The following is a 21,044-nucleotide window of genomic DNA, read 5'->3' as shown; positions in this document are numbered from 1 at the left end:
CTCCTTCGTGAAACGTTAAATCGCTTGGCGTTTAACCCGCCCGAAAAATCAGATGATCTTCCCAATCGTCTTCAGCCACGCTGCCTTCGGCCAGCATGCGCCCGGACTGGGAAATACGTTCGTGGTGCACCGCATCGCGATCACCGCACACCAGATGGTGCCAAAGCGGCAGGTCCTTGCCTTCGCTGACCAGTCGATAGCCGCAGGTCGGCGGCAACCATTTGAATTCGTCAGCCTTGCCCGGTGTGAGCTGGATGCAGTCGGGGACGAAATCGCGGCGGTTCGGGTAATCGGTGCACTGACAGGTTTTTAGGTCCAGCAGTTTGCAGGCGATACGCGTGTAATAGACGCTGTTGTCGTCTTCATCTTCGAGCTTTTGCAGGCAGCACAAACCGCAGCCGTCACACAGCGATTCCCATTCCTCTTGATCGAGTTGATCGAGGGTTTTGCGTATCCAGAACTGTTCGACTTTGGCGGCCATGGTTCAAGCATCAACATCAGGTGGTGAAAAGGCCGCCAGTCTAGTGCCAAGGCCCTTGTGGGCCAAGCGTTGGCGACTGCCGGTAAAAACGAGCTTGTCAGTTATTGTGCCGCCCAGTAGGGTTTTGCGTCGCCCCTCACCTTCAAACGTAGCAAGGAATCTCCTGATGAGTGCTAATCCACGCGTTGCCGACTATGCCATCCACCCTCAGTTCACCGACCGCTGGTCGCCCCGCGCCTTCACCGGCGAAGCGATCTCCGAAGAAACTCTGCTGAGCTTCTTCGAAGCTGCACGTTGGGCGCCATCGGCCTACAACTCGCAGCCTTGGCGGTTTCTGTATGCGCGTCGCGACACGCCAAACTGGGAGCGCTATCTGGGGCTGCTGAACGAATTCAACCGCAGCTGGGCGCAACACGCCTCGGCACTGGTAATCGTTATCTCGAAAACCACCTTCGCGGTGCCTGGCGCCACCGAAGAGACCCCGGCCTTGTGGCACACCTTCGACACGGGTTCCGCTTGGGGCCATCTGGCGCTGCAAGCGAGCATCAGCGGCTGGCACACCCACGGCATGGCCGGTTTCGACCAGGACCTGACCCGCAAGGAGCTGAACATTCCAGAAGGTTATGCGCTGCACGCTGCGGTAGCGGTGGGCAAACTGGGCGACAAGGCGACGCTGGCGGATTACCTGCAAGCACGTGAAGAACCGAGCCCGCGTCGTCCGCTGAGCGAGTTGGCCGCCGAGGGTGATTTCACCCTCTAACCAACAATGAAGATCCAATGTGGGAGCGGGCTTGCTCGCGAAAGCGGTCTGTCAGTCAACATTGATGTTGGATGTGCCGGCCTCTTCGCGAGCAAGCCCGCTCCCACATTTTGATTGCGGTGAAGTCAATACCCGCGATTGAAATCCACTTCCCCGCGCAATGCCTCACCCGCCTGATACGCCCGAAGGTTCTCGACAAATAGATTCACCATCATCGATGGCGAGGTCGGTGCCGAGCTGTGGCCAGTGAGCAGCAGGCCCCAAGCGGTCCAGAACGGATGACGTTGCGGCAGCGGCTCCTGACGACAGACGTCGATCACAGCACCGGCCAGATGCCCTTCTTTCAAAGCTTCCACCAGGTCCGCATCGACCACTGCCACGCCGCGTCCGACGTTGATGAACAACCCGGTCGGCTTGAATTGCTTGAACAGCGCCGCGTCGTACAGGTCGTGGGTGTTCGGCGTATTCGGCAGCAGATTGATCACGTAATCCACCTCACCGACCAGACGCGGCAGATCAGCCAGCGCCCCGACTTCGACAAACGGCGCCTGCTCACGGGCTTCGCTGGCGATGCCGTACAACTCGACGCCAAACGGCACCAGGAACTGCGCCACGGTCTGGCCGATGTCACCGGTGCCGACGATCAACACTTTACGCCCGGCCAGGCTTTGGCCCTGGCGACTGTCCCACTTGCGCTCGACCTGGCTGACCAGCCGCGGCAGCACTTCGCGCTCGTGGCCGAGCATGTAGGTCAGCACGTATTCGGCCATGACTTGACCGAAAATCCCCACTGCCCGGGTCAGGCGATAGTGGCGAGGCAAGCCGTCGGCCAGCAGCGGCGTAATGCCCGCCCAGGTCGATTGCAGCCATTGTGGCTCGTGGCCCTGACGCAGCAAGGTCGCCAGCAGGTCCGGCTGACCGAGCCAGATCGGACAATCAGCGGCCTGGCTGGCCAGTTCGGCGGAGTCGCCGCTGGTCAGCACTTCCAGGTCGGGCGCTGCTTGACGCAACAGCTGGGCGTACACCGGGTGGTCGTGTTCAGCAATCAGAACGCGCATGGTTCAAACCTTTCAAAAACAGTGCAGACGGCCGCCGATGGAGTAACGCTCCATCGCCCTGGCCCTCGCCAAAATCATTCCAGTGTTTCATAAAGGCTCTGAACAGAGCCTGTCTGCCAGTCACATCGGGTCGTTGCGGCGCAGCAATTCTTCCGGCAAGTGTTCGATGTATTCGTCTTCGGCCGGCGGCATTTGCAAGTGGTAACCCTGCTTCTCAAGGTTTTCCAGCACCACGGTGATGTCCTCGCGCGACAGTTTACGCTCGGGGGTCAGCACCAGGTCGAAGGCGTGATGCGGTTTGCCGAAGGCGGCCATCAGACTTTCCGGGACGCGCTCCAGTGCATCGCTTTTGAGCACATAGAGGTACATCTCGTTTTTCTTCAAGCTTCGATAAATGGAGCAAATACGTTTCAAGGCTGTTCTCCGGCGGTGGCCAGGCTGTCGAGCAGCGCCTGGCCCATCAATTCGCGGCGCCAGCCACGCAGCGAATCAGGCAATTGGTAAGGACCATTGGGATAGCCGCTCTTGAGCAGCGCTTCCAGGGTTTTCTTGCGCAGCATCAGCTCCGGCGCAATGTTCAGGCGCTCGGCTTCGGCCTGGCCGATCGCACGCAGCTGTTTGACCAGCGTGGCGGCGTCCACCGGCAAAGGCTCCGGCACCGCAGGCGGCCATTGATCAGGCGACACACTGCCAGAGCGTTTGATCAGATCAAGCAGAAATTCGCCGTCCTGACGCACGGTACGCGGGTGCATGTCTTCGATTTTCGCCAACGCGCCGAGGTTGTCCGGCTGAGTCCGCGCCAGCGGCCACAGGGAATGCTCACGCACGATGCGGTTGCGCGGCAGATCACGGGCGCGGGCTTCGCGCTCGCGCCAGGCGCACAGTTCACGTAATACGACGAGTTGGGCACGGGAGAGCTTCCAGGCCAGCTTGGCTTCGCGATAGACCTCATACGGATCAACTTCGCGGCGCAGGTTGGCCACCAGCTCGGCGCCGTCTTCCAGGACCCAGGCGTACTTGTCGTCAGAAAGCTTCGGACGAAGCTGTACGAAAACTTCCGCCAAGTGCAAAGCATCTTCGGCGGCGTAGCTGATTTGGGTGTCGGAAAGTGGACGTTGCAGCCAGTCGGAACGGGTCTCGCCCTTGGGCAGGTCGATGCCGAGCACTTCCTGCACCAACCGCGAATACCCCATGGAAAAACCGAGGTTCAGGTAAGCGGCGGCCAACTGAGTGTCGAACAACGGCGCCGGCAGGCTGCCGGTCAGGCGCAGCAGGACTTCGAGGTCTTCGCTGCACGCATGGACGACTTTGACCACGGCCGGGTTTTCCAGCAACGCGGCCAGAGGCTGCCAGTTGTCGATGCTCAGCGGGTCAATCAGGTAAGCGCGTACGCCATCGCCGATCTGCAGCAGGCCTGCAATCGGATAAAAGGTGTCGACCCGCATGAATTCGGTGTCGAGGGCAACGAATGGCAGCTGCTGCCACTCGGCGCAAAACTGACCGAGGCTATCGTTGTCGCGAATCCAGTGAATATCGATGGCCACACGGCTCTCCCTTGAAGAATGGCGCGCAGTATATATCGCCCCCGGCGATTTCCGCGCCTCCACTGAACAAGAGCTTTAGCGAAAATGCCTGCCAGACGGCAAGAAATGTCTGACAAGCGGAGACTAGCCGGCCTTACGCAGTACGTAGACGCGCATCCGCGCACAGCCGGGCAGGAAGTCCTGATGACTGAGCACGCGCAAACCTGCGAGCTTGAACTCGGCTTCCACGTCGGCCTTGCTGGCCAACGGTCGGGCCGGAACGCCCTGTGCATCCGTGCGCCGGCCTTTGAAATGAGCATCGACCCGAACCCCCACAATCACCGTATCGCGACTGACCCGATGGAACTCCTTAAGCATGGCCAAACGATGCTCGGGGCAGGCGATGTGTTGAAACAGCTGCATGCAAAAAATGCAGTCAACCGCATTCGCCGACAAGCCGATGGTGAACGCTGAACTCTGAAAGGTCTTGACCCGTTTCAGCAGGCTCTGCGGATGGTGAGTGCGGGCATGATCGAGTATGTCCTGCGACGGGTCGGCCGCGAGGATCACCCGGTTTGCATGCTCGGCCAGTACTGGCCAGAAGCGCCCGACACCGCAAGCCAAATCAAGAACCAGACCCGGTTCGCCGGCAGCCTTGAGCGCGTTGCGCACCAATTGCTCGTCACGCCAGAACGTCAACCGCCCGGCCAGGCCACGCGGTCGCGGCTGAAGACAGACGCGGGCGTGCTCCTGATCGTAGCGCCGGGCGATCTCAAGCTCGATGGCAGATGGGGGTTGAGCGGACATGTGCAATGGCTCTCAGGGGAAACTCTACCGGCCGCAAGTTAGCGACAGGGGCATGAAAAAAAGGTTGAGGTACTCACTTTTTGGCCAACACGCCGTCGGTCACCGCACCACGACATCCGGCAAACATATCCAGATTCTGCTTGTACACCTTGCTCTGGACTTCCAGCAAACCGAGCATCGAATGGAACAGGTTGTCCTGGCTCAAGGGCTTTTCACGACTCTGTTGCAGGCAATTAGCGTCCACCGAGAACGACTTTTGATAGCTGTCGGAAAACCAGGCCAACATCGCGACATGCTTTTGTTGTTCCGGCGCGAGCATGTAAGGCGTCCCGTGCAGGAACAAATTGTACTCGCCCAGGGATTCGCCGTGGTCCGACAAATAGAGCATCGCGGTATCGACTTTGTCCTGATTGTTGCGCAACAAATCGATCAGGGTCGACAGCACGTGGTCGGTATACACCAGGGTGTTGTCGTAGCCATTGACGATACTTTCGCGACTGCAATTATTCAGGGCGTTACTTTCACAAACCGGGGTGAAGCGCTCGTACTCTTTCGGGTAGCGCTTGAAGTATTCCGGACCGTGACTGCCCATCTGGTGCAATACCAGTACCGTGTCTTTATCCAGGGTATCGATGAAGTGCTGCAAACCCTGCAGCAGGATTTCATCGCGGCATTCGCTATTGGCACACAGCACCGGGTCTTTCAGGTTACTGACGTCGTCGACGGTCACCCTATCGCAAGTGCCTTTGCAGCCCGATTGGTTATCGCGCCAGATCACGTCGAGACCCGCGCGTTTAAGTACGTCCAGCAGGCCTTCCTGGTTCTTTGCCTTGCTGGCGTTGTAATCCTTGCGGCCCATGTCGGAGAACATGCACGGCACCGACACGGCTGTTTCCGTCCCGCAGGAATGCACGTCGGTGAACGCGATCAGGCCGGCCTCTTTACTCAGTTTGGGGGTGGTGTCACGGTTATACCCCAGGATGCCGAAGTTCTCGGCCCGGGCACTTTCGCCCACCACCAGCACGGTCAGGGATTTGCGCTCATGGGTTTGCCAGGCGGGATTTCTCTGGGCATCTTCACCCAGTTTGACAAAGGGCTGCTGCGCAGACGCGACCTGCTCACGCAGAAAGCCGAAAGAGGCACCGATGTAGTTGCTTGGCACGACCATCAGGCGCAATTCATGATGATTGCGAAACAACGAAGACAGGCCCTGATAGTTAACCAGTGCAACGCCACCAATCACGGCAACCGACGCGACAGTTACCAGTGCTTTACTTAATAGCTCACGGTGCCAGCGGCGGTAATTAACCGGGATCTGCCACAACAACAACGACGGCAAAACACCCAGCACAAGGATATAAACAAGCAACTTCAACGACAGCAAGTCACGCACTTCCGTCGCATTAGTTTGCGCAAAGTTACGCAACATGCCGGTGTCAATCAGCACGCCATATTGACCCATGAAGTACGCGACGCTGGCACTGACCATAAAGATCAGCGTCAAAACGGGCTTCATTACCGGCCGGAACGCCAGCAGGGTCAGCACAATATTGAAAGCAGCAAGGATCATCGCCCCGAATGCCACACGCATGACGATGCCTTGACCGTCAGAGGCCGTGATTTCAAACAGGTGTTGCCAGAGAACGAAATTGAATCCTGCCAATAGAAAGGCGCTGGAAATCAGTGTCACCCACTCGGGGCGCACGGCTTTAATCTTCAACATGATGATCGGCTGTTCCTGAATAAAAGTGCCTTCGCCAAATGTGAAAATTTCATTGGCCGTAACATCACTAAGTGTAGGCTGCCAACCATCAATTTTTTGTGAAAAAGAAGCCAACGATTAGTTGGCTCATGGCACGAGGCAAAAACGGTCAACTTATTTGAGAATGCTTCAGGTTCTGTTCAGGCTTGATTCAAATACCAACGCCAGTCCTGCTCGCCGACTTCCCCCATGAACTGTCGATACTCGGCACGTTTTACTGCCAGGTACACGCCGAGGAACTCACCGCCGAACGCTTCCCGAGCCCAGATCGAACCTTCCAGCGCTCGTAACGTAGTCAACCAGTCAGTCGGCAACAGTTCCGTGGCCTGCGCGTAGCCATTGCCCTCCACCGGCACACCAGGATCGAGTTGTTCGCGTATACCGCGATGGATCCCGGCCAGAATCGCCGCAGCCGCCAGATATGGATTGGCGTCGGCGCCACAGATTCGGTGCTCAATATGCCGTGAGAACGCCGGCCCGCCGGGCACGCGCAAACTCACGGTGCGATTGTCCACGCCCCAGGTGGCCGCCAGCGGCGCATAGCTGTTGGTCTGGAAGCGACGGTAAGAGTTGGCGTTCGGACAGAACAGCAGCAATGAATCGAGCAACGTACTGAGCATCCCGCCGACCGCCTGTTTGAGCAGTGGCGTGCCGTCCGGGGCTTCGCTGGCGAACAGGTTGTTGCCTTCCTTGTCGGCCAGGCTGACGTGCATGTGCATGCCAGTGCCCGCCAGGTCATCGAACGGTTTGGCCATGAAGCACGCCGTCATCCCATGCTTGTGGGCCACACCTTTGACCAGCCGTTTGTAGCGCACCGCCTCGTCCATCGCCTGCAAGGCATCTGTGCGGTGTTCGAGGGTGATTTCCACTTGCCCCGGCGCGTATTCGGAAATCGCCGTGCGCGCCGGAATGCCCTGGAGTTTGCAGGCGCTGTAGAGATCGGCCAGAAATGGTTCGATTTGCTCCAGCTCACGCAAGCCATAAACCTGAGTGCCTCGCGGTCGTCCACCATCGACATCCCGCGCCGGTTGCGGCCGACCATTGCTGTCGCGCTGCTGATCCAACAGATAGAACTCCAGCTCCGCCGCCATCACCGGGTAATAACCGTCGGCCTGCAAGCCTTCGATGACTTTCGCCAGCAGATGCCGTGGATCGGCAATCGTCGCGGGCATGCCCTCCTTCGGGTGCATGCTGACCTGCACCGCCGCCGTAGGCATCAGCCGCCATGGCATGCGCGTCAAACTGCCGCTGATCGGGTACGCCCGGCAGTCGATATCGCCAACGTCCCAGACCAGGCCGGAGTTTTCCACGTCATCGCCGTTGATGGTCAGGCCAAGAATGGTGCTCGGCAATGGCCGCCCGCTTTCGTACACCGCCAGCAATTCATCGCGGTGCAGCAACTTGCCCCGAGGTACACCGTTGTTGTCGAGGATGAACAACTCGAACATCTCGATATCCGGGTTCTGTTCCAGAAAGGTCAGGGCTTCTTGCTTGGAGGCGAAAGATGTCGTGGCAACACTCATGGGAATTCTCTTATTTCCGCGTCAGGCAAACGCACAGGCGTCGCCGCTTTGATCCCGGCGTATAGCGCGGGACCTGTAAGAACAATCAACGGGAAATGCAGGAATCCGGTGGGCGCGCGTGACGGCAGTGCCACAGCGCCCAAAAGGCTAATTCGGAGGGAAGTGCGACTGGACGATCGTCCATAGAGAAAACCGCAGAGAACAGATGAGCAGCAGCGTCACACGGGAGGTTAAGTCGTTAAATCGGGATTTGAAGAACTTTGGTTGTGGGCTGGCTAAACAATTGAGCAGCACCACGGTACTTGTAGCAGCTGCCGAAGGCTGCGTCCGGCTGCGAAGCAGACGTTAAATCAGCCAATGCGGTATGGCAGGTTAATCCGGTGGCAGAATTTGCGCCTGCTTCGCAGCCGGACGCAGCCTTCGGCAGCTGCTACAGGGCGAGCGGAGTGCTATTTATTTTCTAAATACTATTCCGGACTTTCTGATTTGCGGCCTCCAGGCCTCGCGCGCCTAATCGGCTCCTGGTCATTCAAGGTCCGATAGATGGAAAACGTTCGCGCAATCTCCCGCCCCGCCCTCTGGCTGATGTTCAGCATCATTCTTGTCGCTCTGAACCTGCGGCCTTCCATGGCCGCCGTCGGTCCTTTGCTGTCGGCGATTCGCGGCGATATTGCACTGAGTTTCAGCCTGGCTTCGCTGCTGACCATGCTGCCGGTGATGGCGATGGGGCTGGCGATGTTCTTTGGGCTGGGCGTCAGCCAACGAATCGGCGAACAACGCACCGTGGTGCTCTCGCTGCTGATCATCGGCGTGGCCACGGTGTCGCGGTTGTTCCTCGATTCGGCGGCCGAACTGATCCTCAGCGCCGTACTGGCGGGTATCGGTATCGCGCTGATCCAGGCATTGATGCCGGCGCTGATCAAATCCCGCTTCAGCGATAACGTTTCCGTGTGCATGGGGCTCTACGTCACGTCGATCATGGGCGGCGCAGCGATTGCGGCGTCGTTTGCGCCGCTGGTGATGATCCGCACCGGCAGCTGGCGCGTAGGCCTGGCGATCTGGGCGGCGATGGCGTTGGTAGCGCTGCTGTTTTGGTGCGTGCAACGTGAAAGGCTGCCGGCGCAGCCTGCTCAGACGCGACGCAATGAATCCTTCTTCGGCAATTCCCGCGCCTGGCTGCTCGCCATCTTCTTCGGCCTGGGCACGGCGTCCTACACCTGTGTGCTGGCCTGGCTGGCGCCGTACTACGTGGAAAAGGGTTGGAGCGAACAAAACGCCGGGTTGCTGCTGGGTTTCTTGACCGCCATGGAAGTGTTGTCTGGCCTGCTGACACCGGCCATCGCCAACCGCAGCCGTGACCGGCGCGTGGTGCTGGTAGTGTTGCTGGCGCTGATCATGGCGGGTTTTTGCGGGCTTATTCTCAGCCCGCAGTACCTGAGTCTGTTGTGGCCATGTCTATTGGGGCTCGGCATCGGCGGACTGTTCCCGATGAGCCTGATTGTGTCCTGGATCATCTGGACAATCCCCAGCGTGCCGGCGGCCTGACCGCGTTCGTGCAAGGCATCGGCTACCTGATCGCCGGTCTCTCACCGCTGATTGCCGGGTTGATCCGCGATCAGCTCGGCAGCTTCGAATGGGCCTGGTGGTCACTGACCGGCGTCATGGCACTGATGATCCTGATGGTCTTGCGCTTCGATCCGCGGCATTACGCCCAACACATTCGCTGACCCAGGAACTCACATCATGAAACACACCGGTTTCGCCGCCGCTCACGTCGGCATGCTGCTCTGGGCACTGTTGATCGCTGCATCGTTTTCTGCGGCAGCACAGGTCAGCCAGGCCATCGACCCGATCCTGCTGACCGGTTTGCGCCTGTTATTCTGCGCCCTGGTATTTTTGCCGCTGCTGCTGTTCAAAGGCGATACCGCCATGACCGCCCGTGGACTGTTCGGCCATGCCGCGCTCGGCTTGCTGCTGGCGGTGTATTTCGGCTCGCTGTTCGAGGCATTGCGCTACACCTCGGCCGTCAATACCGGAACGATGTTCACCTTGGTACCACTGCTGACATTGTTGTTCGAAGCCATATTGATGCCCGACAGCAACCTGAAACAGCGGGTGCTGCCGATGCTGATTGCCGCTGCCGGGGCCGTGTTGCTGGTTTTGAAAGGCGCAGGCCCTGGTGAGCTGCCTTCGCTGTATGCAGTGTCGGTGTATGGCGTCGGTTGCCTGGCGATGGCGCTCTACTCGCCCCTGAGTCAACGGCTCAAGGTCAGCAGCCTAAAGGGTCGCGGCCCAGTGGGCATGACTTTCTGGAACATGCTGTTCGGCGCGCTGTTTCTGCTGGCATTCTGTGGATTAAGCGGCGGCTGGCGATCCGCGTCATTGCTGACCGTGAGCGATTTCTGGTGGCTGATTTACCTAGCGGTGTTCGCCACGCTGGCGACCTTCTGGCTGCTGCATCGGGCCATCGGCGTTATCGCCCCTTCCTCGGTCATTTCCTACATTTACCTGAGCACGCTGTTCCTCACATTGTTTCACTGGTTCTGGTTACGTCAGTCGCCATTGCCGCTGGAAATCATCGGCGCGCTGTTGGTGGGCATCGGTATGTTGGCACTGCTGATGTCCAGCCGCCGCGCGGTGCCTGCAGCCGTTCAGGGCTGAAGGCCTCTGGAATTGCCCCACAACTTTCCATGAAAGTTCCTACGGGGCATTCTCCTGGCACCATCGTTCCGTTAGGATCACTCGCACAAGTTTGCGCACAGTCAGCGCAAGGAGCACAGCGAGACCCAACGGATGCTGAACAGTAACTTGCTTAGAAAGCTCGATATGCAGGACCTCATGGTGTTTATCGCCGTGTATGAGCAAAGCAGCGTCAGCGGTGTATCCGAGGCGCTCTGCGTCAGCCAGTCCACCGTGAGTTACTGCCTGAAAAAGCTGCGCACCAGTTTCGAAGACGAGCTGTTCATCAATACCCGCGCGGGTATGCGCCCCACCTACAAAGCCAGCACCATGTACGCCCACGTGCTGAAGATCCTGGAAAGCATCAATCTGTGTCACGCCGGTGCGCCAGCATTCGACCCCACCCTGCAATCAGTCACCTTCAATATCTGCGCACCGGAATACTTCGAGCAGTTGATCCTGCCGCGCCTGTTGAAAAGCTTCGATTTCGCCGACCTTCCCGTGATGGTCAACATGCACAAGTTCGAAACCGACATCCCGGCCGAAGAGCTGCGCGACGGCAGCCTCGACCTGGTGATTTGCTTCGGCCCGAACTTTCATCGCAGTCATGGCGATTTCAAATCCCGGATGCTGCTGGAGGACGACCTGGTCTGTGTCTTCGATAAACGTGCCACACCGCCGGAGCCGCGTTTAAGCCTGCAAGCCTTCGTCGAACGCAGGCATGTGTTCCCGACACCCTGGACCTCCACCACCAACATGGTCGACGGCTGGCTGGCGCAGCAGGCGCAAAAACGGCAGATCGTCGCGCGTTCCAACAGCTACAGCGCGGCACTGAAGATGATCACCGGCACCGACTTCATCCTGACTCTGCCTCGACGTATCCAACAATTGCTGGCCAACGACGCGATCTTCAATCATTGCGAAGCGCCCAATGGCTTGCCGGGTTTCAGCCTCGACATGCAATGGAGCCAGAATGTCGATCAGGACAGCGCCAACACCTGGCTGCGCGAGCAAGTGGTCAAGGCCTGCGCCGAGCAGGAAATGGCCTGAAACTCAGTGGCTGATGGCGACCTTGGTGTAGGACTCTCGATCAATGTCGAGGATTTCCACGGCCAGCTGGACTTCAACATCCGCTGGCCATTCACACAGATCCTGAACCACCGCCAGCAAGCTTTCGGACAACTGCTTCTTGATCTGAGGTGAGCGACCGCTCAATAGTGACAGTTTCACATGCACGAAGGCCCGTTCACCTAACGCCGTGCCGACCTTGAACGTATCAACCTTCACCGCTCGGCTCTTGATGTCGTATTCGGCAGCAAACTGACCGGAGGCCACCAACGCATTGTTGAGCCGGATTAACGCCACGTCGGCATTGAGCTCGGGCAGGTTGGCGGTGTATTCCATGTGCAGGTGAGGCATGACTGAGCTCCTGAAAGTTGGCAGAAAGGTCGTACATATTACACAGCATCGCCCTACTCACTCAGGCGGTAAAACCGCGCGTTCACTCATGAACGCCTCCAGCCGCGACCTCAACCAGCGCTCGGCCGGGTCGGTATCGACATGGCTGAGCCAGACCATCGACAGATCCAGGGTCGGCGCCTTGAACGGGAACGGTTCCTTGAACAGCTGGCCGGACGCGGCCATCGCTTCGGCGGCGTAGTCCGGCAGACTGGCGATCAGATCGGTCCCGGCAGCAAGGCCGGCAACGAGCTGTATTGCGGCACGGAAAGGACGACTTGGCGCGTGCGACCAATCTCCGCCAGCCACTCATCGGCGTAACCACTGACATTGGCAGTGTGGGAAACCAGCACGTGCGGTCGCGCGCAATACTCATCGAGCGTCAGCGGTGTGTCCGATGCGTCCGCGCGCAAAATGCAGGGCAGGATGTGCCGCAACAACTTGCGCTTGGCGTTGGCCGGCAGCCCACGAGTCTGGCTGATACCAACGGTGATATCGCCGGACGCCAGCAAATCCGGAATCCGCCAGTAATCGACATGCTGCACCACGAACACCACCTTTGGTGCTTCATGGCGCAAGGCACGCAGCAACGGCGGCAGCAGGCCAAACTCGACATCGTCCGACAGCCCGATACGAAAGGTCATGGTGCTGCTGGCGGGGTCGAAATCATGGGTCAGGCTCAACGCCACCGACAACGAATCCAGCGCCGGAGACAGGTGCAGAATAATTTCCTCGGCCCGCGCCGTCGGCTCCATACGATGCCCGACACGTATGAACAGCGGATCGTTGAACATCGTGCGCAAGCGATTGAGCGCCGAACTGATGGTCGGCTGGCCGAGAAACAATTTCTCCGCCACCCGGGTGACGTTGCGTTCGAGCATCAGCGTTTCAAACACCACCATCAGGTTGATGTCGGCCTTGCGTAGTTCGTTACGATTCATCCACTGACCCCGCTCCCAAATCTGATGACAGTTTAGGTAGGTGTCGCAATCGGCGTCTATGCGACTCAAGCAGTTTGCGTTTAATCCGGATTAAGGCAACGGCTTGGTCTTACATCCTCTTCCTGATTTCTTTGTTCATCTGGCGGGAAGCGATTGCGTCTCTAAGCTCAGCAACGTTTAGGGCAAAACAGCCCTGACCACCCAACCATTTGAACTCAAAGGAGCCCATCAATGGCTAGAGATAAAGCGAAAGACGACAAACACTTCAACTGCACTCAGGACCATGAAGCCGACTACGTCGCCGGCCTTTACCCTCACGCCAAAGAAGAGGTTAAAACGTTTCTCAAATTGGCCTGCAAGAGTAATACCCTGCACAACTCCACCCACAAGGAAGTCTACGACCTGATCAAACGAAAACTGGGCCACTCACAACCGTAAGACCGCCCGTTGAAACGAAGCTGCTCTTACGGAGCAGCTTCACCACCTGAAGCCTAGATTTCCTTGACCGGGGTCTGATCGTGGGTCCCTTTGATCAAACTGATGGCATGCACACAATCAGACTTGTTGACGTAAGCCTCCCCGCTGGCAATCGTTTCATGGTTTCCCGCCCTCAAACGCCACCGCCATTGACCTTTGCCGGTCTGTACGATGCCACGGGTTTGCCTGTAAATCTCAAAATACATTGCTCGCTCCTTGCGATTGCTGATGACGGCAGATCAGTGACCTGCGAAACCAGAGTAGATGAGGTCGTTTTGAGGCAGGGTCTTTCAATGTCAGGGGATGTTTCGCAGATTCAGCCTTGATTGGCGGAACGACCAACAGATTCGGGGGGCGGTAAATTGGGTGACTGCGCTAAGTAACTTTTCCCTTGAAGAGGCATATTTTTCTTACGCTGCGATGCTGTCTGGTCCGACGCAAAAACTCTGATTCGAGCCTTTGATGATCGCCCAGATACATGTCTCACAGACAGTTCACTGATTTTTCTGCTGAGTTGAATCGTCAGTTGACAGGGCCAAAGGCTGTTCTTCCGCCAGCACGGCATCTTCCTCAAGTTCTGTCTGGGGTTGAGCCGCTACCGTGGTGGTGACTGGGTCAGGATGGGGCAGGAAACCCCGTATAGCCCTTTCAATCAGTGAAAGGATTCCATAGGTGATGAAGCCAAAGATCAGTCCAACCACCACAATGCTCAACGGGTGCATTTGCGCTGCGTCGGGACTTTCCAACATGTAGCTAAAAGCCTGAACAGCAGCGGCCAGGCAGGCTGTAAATGCTGCCAGCAGCTTCACAAACACCCAAAACCGTCGCCATCTCTTCATGCATTCCCCCGTCATCCGGTGATTTGCTCTGTATTGCATGATAGCTAATGACCAGGGTTACACCGAAAGCCAGAAAAAGCTGATGTGGGATCGCTGGCAGAAAGGCGACTTTCTTCAGCAGATTGCGCAACTGTTTGATCGAAATCACTCATCGATACAGCGTATCTTGGCGAAGGTAGCGGCAACGCGGCTGCTGGGGTGCGAGGCGCTATTAGATGCCTACGCCAAAACAGGCTTTCGAGGCTCATGATGAAAACCACTGACAAGTCGGGTGACACTTCGGTTACTGCGCCAATCGAGAAGGCGTCAACCGGCAACGTCTGGCGCACCATGCCTGGGGGTATCTGGGCGCTGGGCTTCGTCTCGATGCTGATGGACATCTCCTCAGAAATGATCCATGCGTTGTTGCCGCTCTATATGGTCACAGTACTGGGTACCTCCGTTTTGGCCGTGGGTCTCATCGAAGGCATAGCCGAGGCTACGGCCTCTATCACCAAGGTATTCTCCGGGGCACTCAGTGATCGATTGGGCAAGCGCAAACTGCTCGCGGCGCTGGGCTATGGGCTGGGGGCGCTGTCCAAACCGATCTTTCCTTTGGCGGGCTCGCTGGACTGGCTGATCGGGGCTCGCTTTATCGACCGCATTGGCAAAGGTATTCGCGGCGCCCCGCGCGATGCGTTGGTGGCCGACATCACGCCGCCCGCGATACGGGGGGCCGCTTTCGGCCTGCGGCAAACTCTGGATACCGTTGGTGCATTCCTGGGACCGTTGCTGGCGATCGGATTGATGTGGCTAACCGCGAACCACTTCCAGACTGTGTTCTGGGTGGCCGTCATCCCGGCCTTCCTTGCCGTCGCGGTGCTGCTGGTGTTCGTTCATGAGCCCAAACAAGTGGAAGGGACGCACCGGGTGCGTGCGCCTTTGAGCCGGCGGGAATTAGCCCGACTGGGCGCTGGCTACTGGTGGGTGGTGGGTGTCGCTGCGGTGTTCTCCCTGGCGCGTTTCAGCGAAGCCTTTCTGATTCTGCGCGGTCAGGCTGTCGGGTTGGCGCCGATGTGGGCGCCAGCGGTGCTTGTCCTGATGGGGGTGGCGTACTCACTGTCAGCCTATCCCGCCGGGGCCTTGTCTGATCGTGTCAGCCGCGTGGCGGTGCTCGGCGCAGGTTTGATATTGCTGATTGCTGCCGACCTGACTCTGGCGTTCGCGCCGGGTATCGATGGCCTGGTCGTCGGCGTCGTTCTATGGGGGCTGCACATGGGGTTTACCCAAGGGATATTCGCCGCCCTGATCGCCGATTGCGCGCCGGCTGAACTTCGCGGGACGGCATTTGGCATGTTCAATCTGTTGACCGGGTTGACCTTGCTGCTGGCCAGCGTCATCGCTGGGGCGTTGTGGGACACGGTAGGCTTCCAAGGCACTTTCTTGATGGGTGGGGGCTTTGCCGTTCTGACTTTGCTGGGATTGTGGGTGATCCGGGCGAGAGCTCAGGTTCGATAGCAAAGAGCGATACCGCTGATGTTTCGCGAGAAAGTCGTACCGCTCGCCGGGAAAACAGGCGGCCAATTTGCCCTGAAACGAAACGCCAGAAACGAAAAAGCCCCTGAAATCTTTAGCAATTTCAGGGGCTTAGTCTTATTCAATAATGGCGGAGAGATAGGGATTCGAACCCTAGGTACCGGTGAAGGTACAACGGATTTCGAATCCGTCCCATTCGGCCACTCTGGCATCTCTCCAACGGCGCGCATCATAACAACACTTTTGCCGGAAGCGAACCCCCTAAGCGAAATTTTTCCGTGCTATCAGATGCTTGCGTCGATTAAAGCGGTACGCCCAGACGATTGGCGACTTCTTCGTAGGCTTCGATGACGTCACCGAGGCCCTGACGGAAGCGGTCCTTGTCCATTTTCTTGCCGGTGGCCTTGTCCCACAGACGGCAGCCGTCCGGGCTGAATTCGTCGCCCAGGACGATGGAGCCGTCGGAGAACACGCCGAATTCCAGTTTGAAGTCGACCAGCAGCAGGCCGGCGTCGTCGAACAGTTTGCTCAGGACTTCGTTGACCTTGAGCGACAGTTCTTTCATGCGAACCAGTTGCTCGGCAGTGCCCCAACCGAATGCCACGACGTGGGATTCGTTGATGAACGGGTCGCCCTTGGCGTCGTCCTTCAGGAACAGTTCGAAGGTGTAAGGGTTGAGCTTCATGCCCTCTTCGACGCCCAGGCGCTTGACCAGGCTGCCGGCGGCGTAGTTACGCACGACGCACTCGACCGGGATCATGTCGAGCTTCTTCACCAGGCATTCGTTGTCGCCCAACAGTTTGTCGAATTGAGTCGGCACGCCGGCTGCTTCGAGTTTCTGCATGATGAAGGCGTTGAACTTGTTGTTCACCATGCCTTTGCGGTCGAGTTGCTCGATGCGCTTGCCGTCGAACGCCGAAGTGTCGTTGCGAAACAGCAGGATCAAGCGGTCAGCGTCGTCGGTCTTGAAAACCGATTTGGCTTTGCCGCGGTAGAGTTCTTCACGTTTTTCCATGATGGGCTCCGCTTGCTAAGTAGGTGGGCTAGGCGATGTGTCGCCAGTCGAGCCCTGAATCTTGATCGGCCAGTTGCAGCCAGTCCGGGTCGCACCCGAGGGTGTCGACAAAACATTGCCGGGCCAGCTGCGGCAGGTTGTTCTTGCTGCTCAGATGGGCCAGGACCAGGTGTTGCAGGCCTTGCCAGCCCAACTCGGACACCAGGAATGCCGCCTGATGGTTGTTCAAATGCCCCAGTTCACCGCCTACCCGTTGCTTGAGAAAGTACGGATAGTGACCGCGAGCCAGCATGTCACGGCAATGGTTGGACTCGATCATCAACGCATCGAGGTCCCGATAGCCGTCCAGCACCTTGTTGCAATACGAGCCCAGGTCGGTCAACAGGCCAAAGCGCCGTTCACCGTCACTGAAGACGTATTGCGTCGGCTCCTGTGCATCATGGGCCACGGCAATGACGCCGATGCTCAGTGCGCCGATCTGCAGTTGCTCGCCGCCGGCCAGAAGGCCAGCCGGTTCAATTGGTTTGCGCATCCCGCGCAGGGTACCGCGACTGAGGTAGACAGGCAGATTGTAGCGCCGAGACAGCAAACCCACGCCATGCACGTGGTCGGCATGTTCGTGGGTCACGAGTATCGCGCTCAACTGCGCAGGGTTCACACCCAGGCGCAGCAGGCGCTTTTCGGTTTCCCGCAGGGAGAAACCACAATCCACCAGCACATACGTGTCAGCGCTGGCTATCAGCGTGCCGTTCCCTTGGCTACCGCTGCCGAGAACGGCAAAACGCATGTGATCAGCCCAGATTGTCCTGAATCACGCTCAATACCTTGCGCGCCACATCTGCCGGCGCCACGGTGTTGATGTTTTTCTCGACGGTGACCTGGACGTTGTCGCCAACCTTGCTCAGGCGAACCTGATAACGCTCGGCACGGGCTTCAACTTCTTCCTTGCTCGGCGCGCTGCCGAACAGGCCGCTGAAGAAACCAGGTTTCTCGTCTTTCTTCTCGGCTTTTTCAGACAGGTTGATGTAATACAGACCCAGGCTGCGGTTGATGTCTTCTACGCGCCATTCGCCCTGTTCCAGCGCACGACCGACGCTCGACCAAGCACGATCCAGATCGGTGCCGACGTTCAGGACAGGGTTACCGCTGCCGTCTTCGCTCAGGCTGACACGACTTGGCGTATCGGAATCACGCGACGCCAGCATGGAGACCGAACCGCCCTTCTCCGAAGTGCGGCTCATGCTCGCGAGCATGTCGTCGACCAGTGCCGCGTCCAGGCCAGTGTTGACCGAACGGTTGGTGAAGGCCACGTCGGAGGTGCTACCGGCAGGACGCTCGGCGCTGACCACGTAGATTTCACTGGTGTTGCGCTGCACGCCTGGCTCGATGCGGACCCGCACGCGGGTTTCGCTGTCAGCGCCGACACCAGCTGCGCTCAGGCGCTTGGCCATTGCGGCGGACAGTTCGTCGGAATGCTGCCAGGAGGTGGTGAATTCGCCGGTTTGCGGACGCTGTTCGTCCAGACGGAAACCGTTGTCCTGGAAGAACTGCACGGCCACTGGCCAGGCTTCGGCCGGCGGGTTCTGTGCGACGATCCAACGCGAATCACCGGTCTTTTGCAGGGAGTAGGCGCTGGCGTCGGCCCCTGCCGACAACGGCTGCGGACGAGGCACGATGTACTCGCCCTTGACGGTGTCATCGGCCACGTTGCGCGGGATCGGCAACAGCGGATCCAGACGTTTGGCGGTGCTGACATCCGACGGCAATTGCATGGGTGCAGTCTGTTGCGCTTCCAGGTAATCGCTACCGCGGTCACGGAAATAACCTTCCGGGCCCCAGACCCATCCGCAGCCACTGGTGCTGGAGATGATCAAGGCAAGTGCGGAAAGTCCGGCCAATCGCTTCATGCGTAGTACTTCCTCAATTAAACCAGGACGCCGGACTGGCGCATGGCCTGCCGCAGCGGTTCGTGACAGGCAGCACTGAGCCAGGTGAGCGGCAGACGGATACCGTCCGGCATCAAGCCCATTTCATGCAGTGCCCATTTCACGGGGATAGGGTTGGATTCGATAAACAGGGTTTTATTGAGCGGCATCAGCTTTTCGTGAATCGCGCGGGCCGTCACGGCGTCGCCTTTCAGAGCAGCGTTGCACAGGTCGGCCATGTCACGCGGCGCAACGTTGGCGGTCACCGAGATGTTGCCCTTGCCGCCAAGCAGAATCAGCTCGACTGCGGTGGCATCGTCACCGGAGATCACCAGGAAGTCTTTGCTCACGCCGTCGATGATGGCCTTGGCGCGGGACAGGTCGCCGGTGGCTTCCTTGATACCGATGATGTTTTTCACGGTCGACAGGCGGATCACGGTTTCGGCCAGCATGTCGCACGCCGTACGGCCGGGCACGTTATAAAGGATCTGCGGGATGTCGACGGCTTCGGCGATGGCCTTGAAGTGCTGGTACAAGCCTTCCTGGGTCGGCTTGTTGTAATACGGGGTCACCAGCAGGCAAGCATCGGCGCCGGCGGTCTTCGCATTGGTGGTCAGCTCGATGGCTTCGCGAGTCGAATTCGCGCCGGTACCGGCGATCACCGGAATGCGCCCTGCAACCTGCTTCACCACGTAACGAATCACTTCGATGTGCTCGTTCACGTCAAGGGTGGCCGATTCACCTGTGGTGCCGACCGCCACGATGGCGTGGGTGCCGTTTTGCAGGTGAAAGTCCACCAGTTTGCTCAGGCTGTCCCAGTCGAGACGACCTTGTGCATCCATGGGTGTGACCAGTGCCACCATACTGCCCGCAATCATGCAACCGCTCCTGCCGGAAAAAGAGAGCGGTAATGGTACTGGCGCCAAGATGCTTGTACAAGCGAAGTACTGCGCTGCTGCCATTCCCCTTGGCGCTGCTTTTCGCTACCCTTCAGACTTTGATCGGTACTGATAAGCTCGTACGCCGGGTTCCAGCCTCCATTTTCGGCATCACAAGCCCCGATCCAGCGTTGCTACCCCTCGCTCTTGCCACTCTGGAGCACGTTGCAACCTTGCGGCTCGGGTTTTTTGAATTCGCATCCGCAGGCTCGCTCCCGGCAAAAAAAGCCCGTAGAAGTATCGACCGCTCATCGTTTTAGGAATGCTGCATGTCCACCCCCACAGTTCGCGAACAATTCCTTGTCATCAGTGCCCTCGGCGCCAACCCCATGGAGCTGACTAACGTCCTGTGCCGCGCCAGCCATGAAAACCGCTGCGCCGTGGTCACCTCTCGCCTGACGCGTCATGGCGAGTGCAGCGCGTTGATCCTCGAGATCTCCGGCAGCTGGGACGCCCTGGCGCGCCTCGAAGGCAGCCTGCCGAGCCTCGCCAAGAAGCACGCCTTTACGGTTAATGTGGTGCGTAGCGCAGCGCTGGAGAATCGTCCTCAGGCCCTGCCATACGTCGCCTATGTCAGCTCGGCTTACCGCTCGGACATCATCAACGAGCTGTGCCAGTTCTTCATGGACCACAACGTCGAGCTGGAAAACCTGACCTGTGACACCTATCAGGCTCCGCAAACCGGCGGCACCATGCTCAATGCCACGTTTACCGTGACCTTGCCGGCCGGTGTGCAAATCAGCTGGCTGCGCGATCAGTTCCTGGATTTCGCTGACGCGCTGAACCTGGATGCCCTGATCGAACCGTGGCGCCCACAAAACCCAATGTAAGGAAGCTTTCATGGCCGTTGCCATCGACCAACCGGTTGCCGACTTCGAAGCACCCGCCACCAGCGGGCAGACCGTCAACCTCGCGAGCCTCAAAGGCAAGCAGGTGGTGATTTACTTCTACCCGAAGGACAGCACTCCAGGCTGCACCACTCAGGGTCAGGGCTTTCGTGACCAGCTCGACGCCTTTAAAGCCGCCAATACCGAAGTCTTTGGCGTGTCCCGCGACAGCCTCAAATCACACGAAAACTTCAAGGCCAAGCAGGCGTTCACCTTCGAGCTGATCAGCGACAAGGAAGAAGCGCTCTGCCAGCAGTTCGACGTGATCAAGCTGAAAAAACTCTATGGCAAAGAATATATGGGCGTTGATCGCAGCACGTTCCTGATCGACAAGGACGGTGTGCTGCGTCAGGAATGGCGTGGTGTGAAGGTGCCGGGTCATGTGGATGCTGTTCTGGCTGCGGCGCAGGCTTTGAACAAGGCCTGATTATTTCGGCGCCTGTTCGGACGCCTTCG

Annotated in this window: 21 protein-coding genes, 1 tRNA gene and 2 pseudogenes; 8 read left to right on the top strand and 16 right to left on the bottom strand. The window is 58.5% G+C overall.

The window, feature by feature from the left end; all coding sequences use genetic code 11:
* Positions 1-31: 31 nt before the first annotated feature.
* Positions 32-481, bottom strand: coding sequence for a YcgN family cysteine cluster protein (locus E3W21_RS07010; protein WP_129441978.1), 450 nt, complete (start codon positions 479-481; stop codon positions 32-34).
* A gap of 166 nt (positions 482-647) precedes the next feature.
* Here E3W21_RS07010 and E3W21_RS07005 point away from each other — a divergent pair, with 166 nt between their 5' ends.
* Positions 648-1,241, top strand: coding sequence for a nitroreductase family protein (locus E3W21_RS07005; RefSeq protein ID WP_033054040.1), 594 nt, complete (start codon positions 648-650; stop codon positions 1,239-1,241).
* 125 nt (positions 1,242-1,366) lie between these two features.
* On the opposite strand, the gene E3W21_RS07000 is transcribed toward E3W21_RS07005, so the two are convergent.
* The 6 genes from E3W21_RS07000 to E3W21_RS06975 form a co-directional block, all read right to left on the bottom strand.
* Positions 1,367-2,299: a D-2-hydroxyacid dehydrogenase gene (locus E3W21_RS07000; RefSeq protein WP_123366771.1), complete on the bottom strand. Its 933-nt coding sequence runs from the start codon at positions 2,297-2,299 to the stop codon at positions 1,367-1,369.
* A gap of 120 nt (positions 2,300-2,419) precedes the next feature.
* Positions 2,420-2,713 carry a YcgL domain-containing protein gene (locus E3W21_RS06995; protein WP_007898694.1) on the bottom strand — a complete coding sequence of 98 codons (294 nt, stop codon included), beginning with the start codon at positions 2,711-2,713 and terminating at the stop codon, positions 2,420-2,422.
* Positions 2,710-3,843, bottom strand: coding sequence for a ribonuclease D (rnd, locus tag E3W21_RS06990; protein ID WP_129441972.1), 1,134 nt, complete (start codon positions 3,841-3,843; stop codon positions 2,710-2,712). Before rnd ends, E3W21_RS06995 begins: the two co-directional genes overlap by 4 nt.
* A 123-nt stretch (positions 3,844-3,966) precedes the next feature.
* Positions 3,967-4,629, bottom strand: a complete 663-nt coding sequence (locus E3W21_RS06985) for a class I SAM-dependent methyltransferase (RefSeq protein WP_134418882.1) — start codon at positions 4,627-4,629, stop codon at positions 3,967-3,969.
* Between the two features lie 73 nt (positions 4,630-4,702).
* Complete coding sequence (locus tag E3W21_RS06980) at positions 4,703-6,352, bottom strand: phosphoethanolamine transferase (RefSeq protein ID WP_134418881.1); 1,650 nt, start codon at positions 6,350-6,352, stop codon at positions 4,703-4,705.
* Between the two features lie 179 nt (positions 6,353-6,531).
* On the bottom strand, positions 6,532-7,914 hold the full coding sequence (locus E3W21_RS06975; RefSeq protein WP_134418880.1) for a glutamine synthetase family protein: 1,383 nt from the start codon (positions 7,912-7,914) through the stop codon (positions 6,532-6,534).
* Between the two features lie 543 nt (positions 7,915-8,457).
* Here E3W21_RS06975 and E3W21_RS06970 point away from each other — a divergent pair.
* The 3 genes and pseudogenes from E3W21_RS06970 to E3W21_RS06960 all read left to right on the top strand — a co-directional run bounded on the left by E3W21_RS06970 (position 8,458) and on the right by E3W21_RS06960 (position 11,643).
* Positions 8,458-9,641 (top strand): annotated as a pseudogene (locus tag E3W21_RS06970) (cyanate transporter).
* A gap of 16 nt (positions 9,642-9,657) precedes the next feature.
* On the top strand, positions 9,658-10,575 hold the full coding sequence (locus E3W21_RS06965; RefSeq protein ID WP_134418879.1) for a DMT family transporter: 918 nt from the start codon (positions 9,658-9,660) through the stop codon (positions 10,573-10,575).
* A gap of 132 nt (positions 10,576-10,707) precedes the next feature.
* Positions 10,708-11,643 carry a LysR family transcriptional regulator gene (locus tag E3W21_RS06960; RefSeq protein ID WP_134418878.1) on the top strand — a complete coding sequence of 312 codons (936 nt, stop codon included), beginning with the start codon at positions 10,708-10,710 and terminating at the stop codon, positions 11,641-11,643.
* A 3-nt stretch (positions 11,644-11,646) separates the two neighbouring features.
* Here the strand turns inward: E3W21_RS06960 and E3W21_RS06955 are convergent, their stop codons facing one another.
* On the bottom strand, positions 11,647-12,012 hold the full coding sequence (locus E3W21_RS06955; RefSeq protein ID WP_129441958.1) for a 5-carboxymethyl-2-hydroxymuconate Delta-isomerase: 366 nt from the start codon (positions 12,010-12,012) through the stop codon (positions 11,647-11,649).
* 57 nt (positions 12,013-12,069) lie between these two features.
* Positions 12,070-12,992, bottom strand: a pseudogene (locus E3W21_RS06950) (LysR substrate-binding domain-containing protein).
* Positions 12,993-13,223: 231 nt separating this feature from the next.
* On the opposite strand from E3W21_RS06950, the gene E3W21_RS06945 reads away from it, so the two are divergent.
* Positions 13,224-13,430, top strand: coding sequence for a hypothetical protein (locus E3W21_RS06945; protein ID WP_129441954.1), 207 nt, complete (start codon positions 13,224-13,226; stop codon positions 13,428-13,430).
* A gap of 53 nt (positions 13,431-13,483) precedes the next feature.
* Here the strand turns inward: E3W21_RS06945 and E3W21_RS06940 are convergent, their stop codons facing one another.
* Positions 13,484-13,675, bottom strand: coding sequence for a DUF1508 domain-containing protein (locus E3W21_RS06940; RefSeq protein WP_129441952.1), 192 nt, complete (start codon positions 13,673-13,675; stop codon positions 13,484-13,486).
* A 288-nt stretch (positions 13,676-13,963) separates the two neighbouring features.
* Positions 13,964-14,308 (bottom strand): hypothetical protein, encoded by a 345-nt coding sequence (locus E3W21_RS06935; RefSeq protein ID WP_166793812.1) that lies wholly within the window; start codon positions 14,306-14,308, stop codon positions 13,964-13,966.
* 330 nt (positions 14,309-14,638) lie between these two features.
* Here E3W21_RS06935 and E3W21_RS06925 point away from each other — a divergent pair, with 330 nt between their 5' ends.
* Positions 14,639-15,805, top strand: a complete 1,167-nt coding sequence (locus tag E3W21_RS06925) for an MFS transporter (RefSeq protein WP_218570153.1) — start codon at positions 14,639-14,641, stop codon at positions 15,803-15,805.
* A 146-nt stretch (positions 15,806-15,951) separates the two neighbouring features.
* Here E3W21_RS06925 and E3W21_RS06920 read toward each other — a convergent pair.
* From E3W21_RS06920 to dapA, 5 genes are all read right to left on the bottom strand, one after another.
* Positions 15,952-16,041: transfer RNA gene (locus E3W21_RS06920), tRNA-Ser, on the bottom strand.
* An 83-nt stretch (positions 16,042-16,124) separates the two neighbouring features.
* A complete protein-coding gene (purC, locus tag E3W21_RS06915; protein WP_008034929.1) occupies positions 16,125-16,838 on the bottom strand; it encodes a phosphoribosylaminoimidazolesuccinocarboxamide synthase in 714 nt (237 codons plus the stop codon).
* Between the two features lie 28 nt (positions 16,839-16,866).
* Entirely contained in the window at positions 16,867-17,625 is a 759-nt protein-coding gene (locus E3W21_RS06910; protein WP_008153089.1) for an MBL fold metallo-hydrolase, read from the bottom strand.
* A gap of 4 nt (positions 17,626-17,629) precedes the next feature.
* On the bottom strand, positions 17,630-18,745 hold the full coding sequence (gene bamC, locus E3W21_RS06905) for an outer membrane protein assembly factor BamC (protein WP_134418876.1): 1,116 nt from the start codon (positions 18,743-18,745) through the stop codon (positions 17,630-17,632).
* A gap of 17 nt (positions 18,746-18,762) precedes the next feature.
* Complete coding sequence (gene dapA, locus E3W21_RS06900; RefSeq protein WP_129441946.1) at positions 18,763-19,641, bottom strand: 4-hydroxy-tetrahydrodipicolinate synthase; 879 nt, start codon at positions 19,639-19,641, stop codon at positions 18,763-18,765.
* 329 nt (positions 19,642-19,970) lie between these two features.
* Between dapA and E3W21_RS06890 the strand changes: the two genes are divergently transcribed.
* The gene (locus E3W21_RS06890) at positions 19,971-20,531 is read left to right on the top strand and encodes a glycine cleavage system protein R (protein ID WP_008034925.1); all 561 of its coding nucleotides are present in this window, start codon (positions 19,971-19,973) and stop codon (positions 20,529-20,531) included.
* Between the two features lie 10 nt (positions 20,532-20,541).
* Complete coding sequence (locus tag E3W21_RS06885) at positions 20,542-21,015, top strand: peroxiredoxin (protein WP_008153083.1); 474 nt, start codon at positions 20,542-20,544, stop codon at positions 21,013-21,015.
* Positions 21,016-21,044: the final 29 nt, after the last annotated feature.

The sequence above is a fragment of the Pseudomonas sp. F01002 genome, assembly GCF_004402115.1.
Taxonomy (GTDB): domain Bacteria; phylum Pseudomonadota; class Gammaproteobacteria; order Pseudomonadales; family Pseudomonadaceae; genus Aquipseudomonas; species Aquipseudomonas frigoris.
This window is presented reverse-complemented; position numbering and strand designations above follow the sequence as displayed.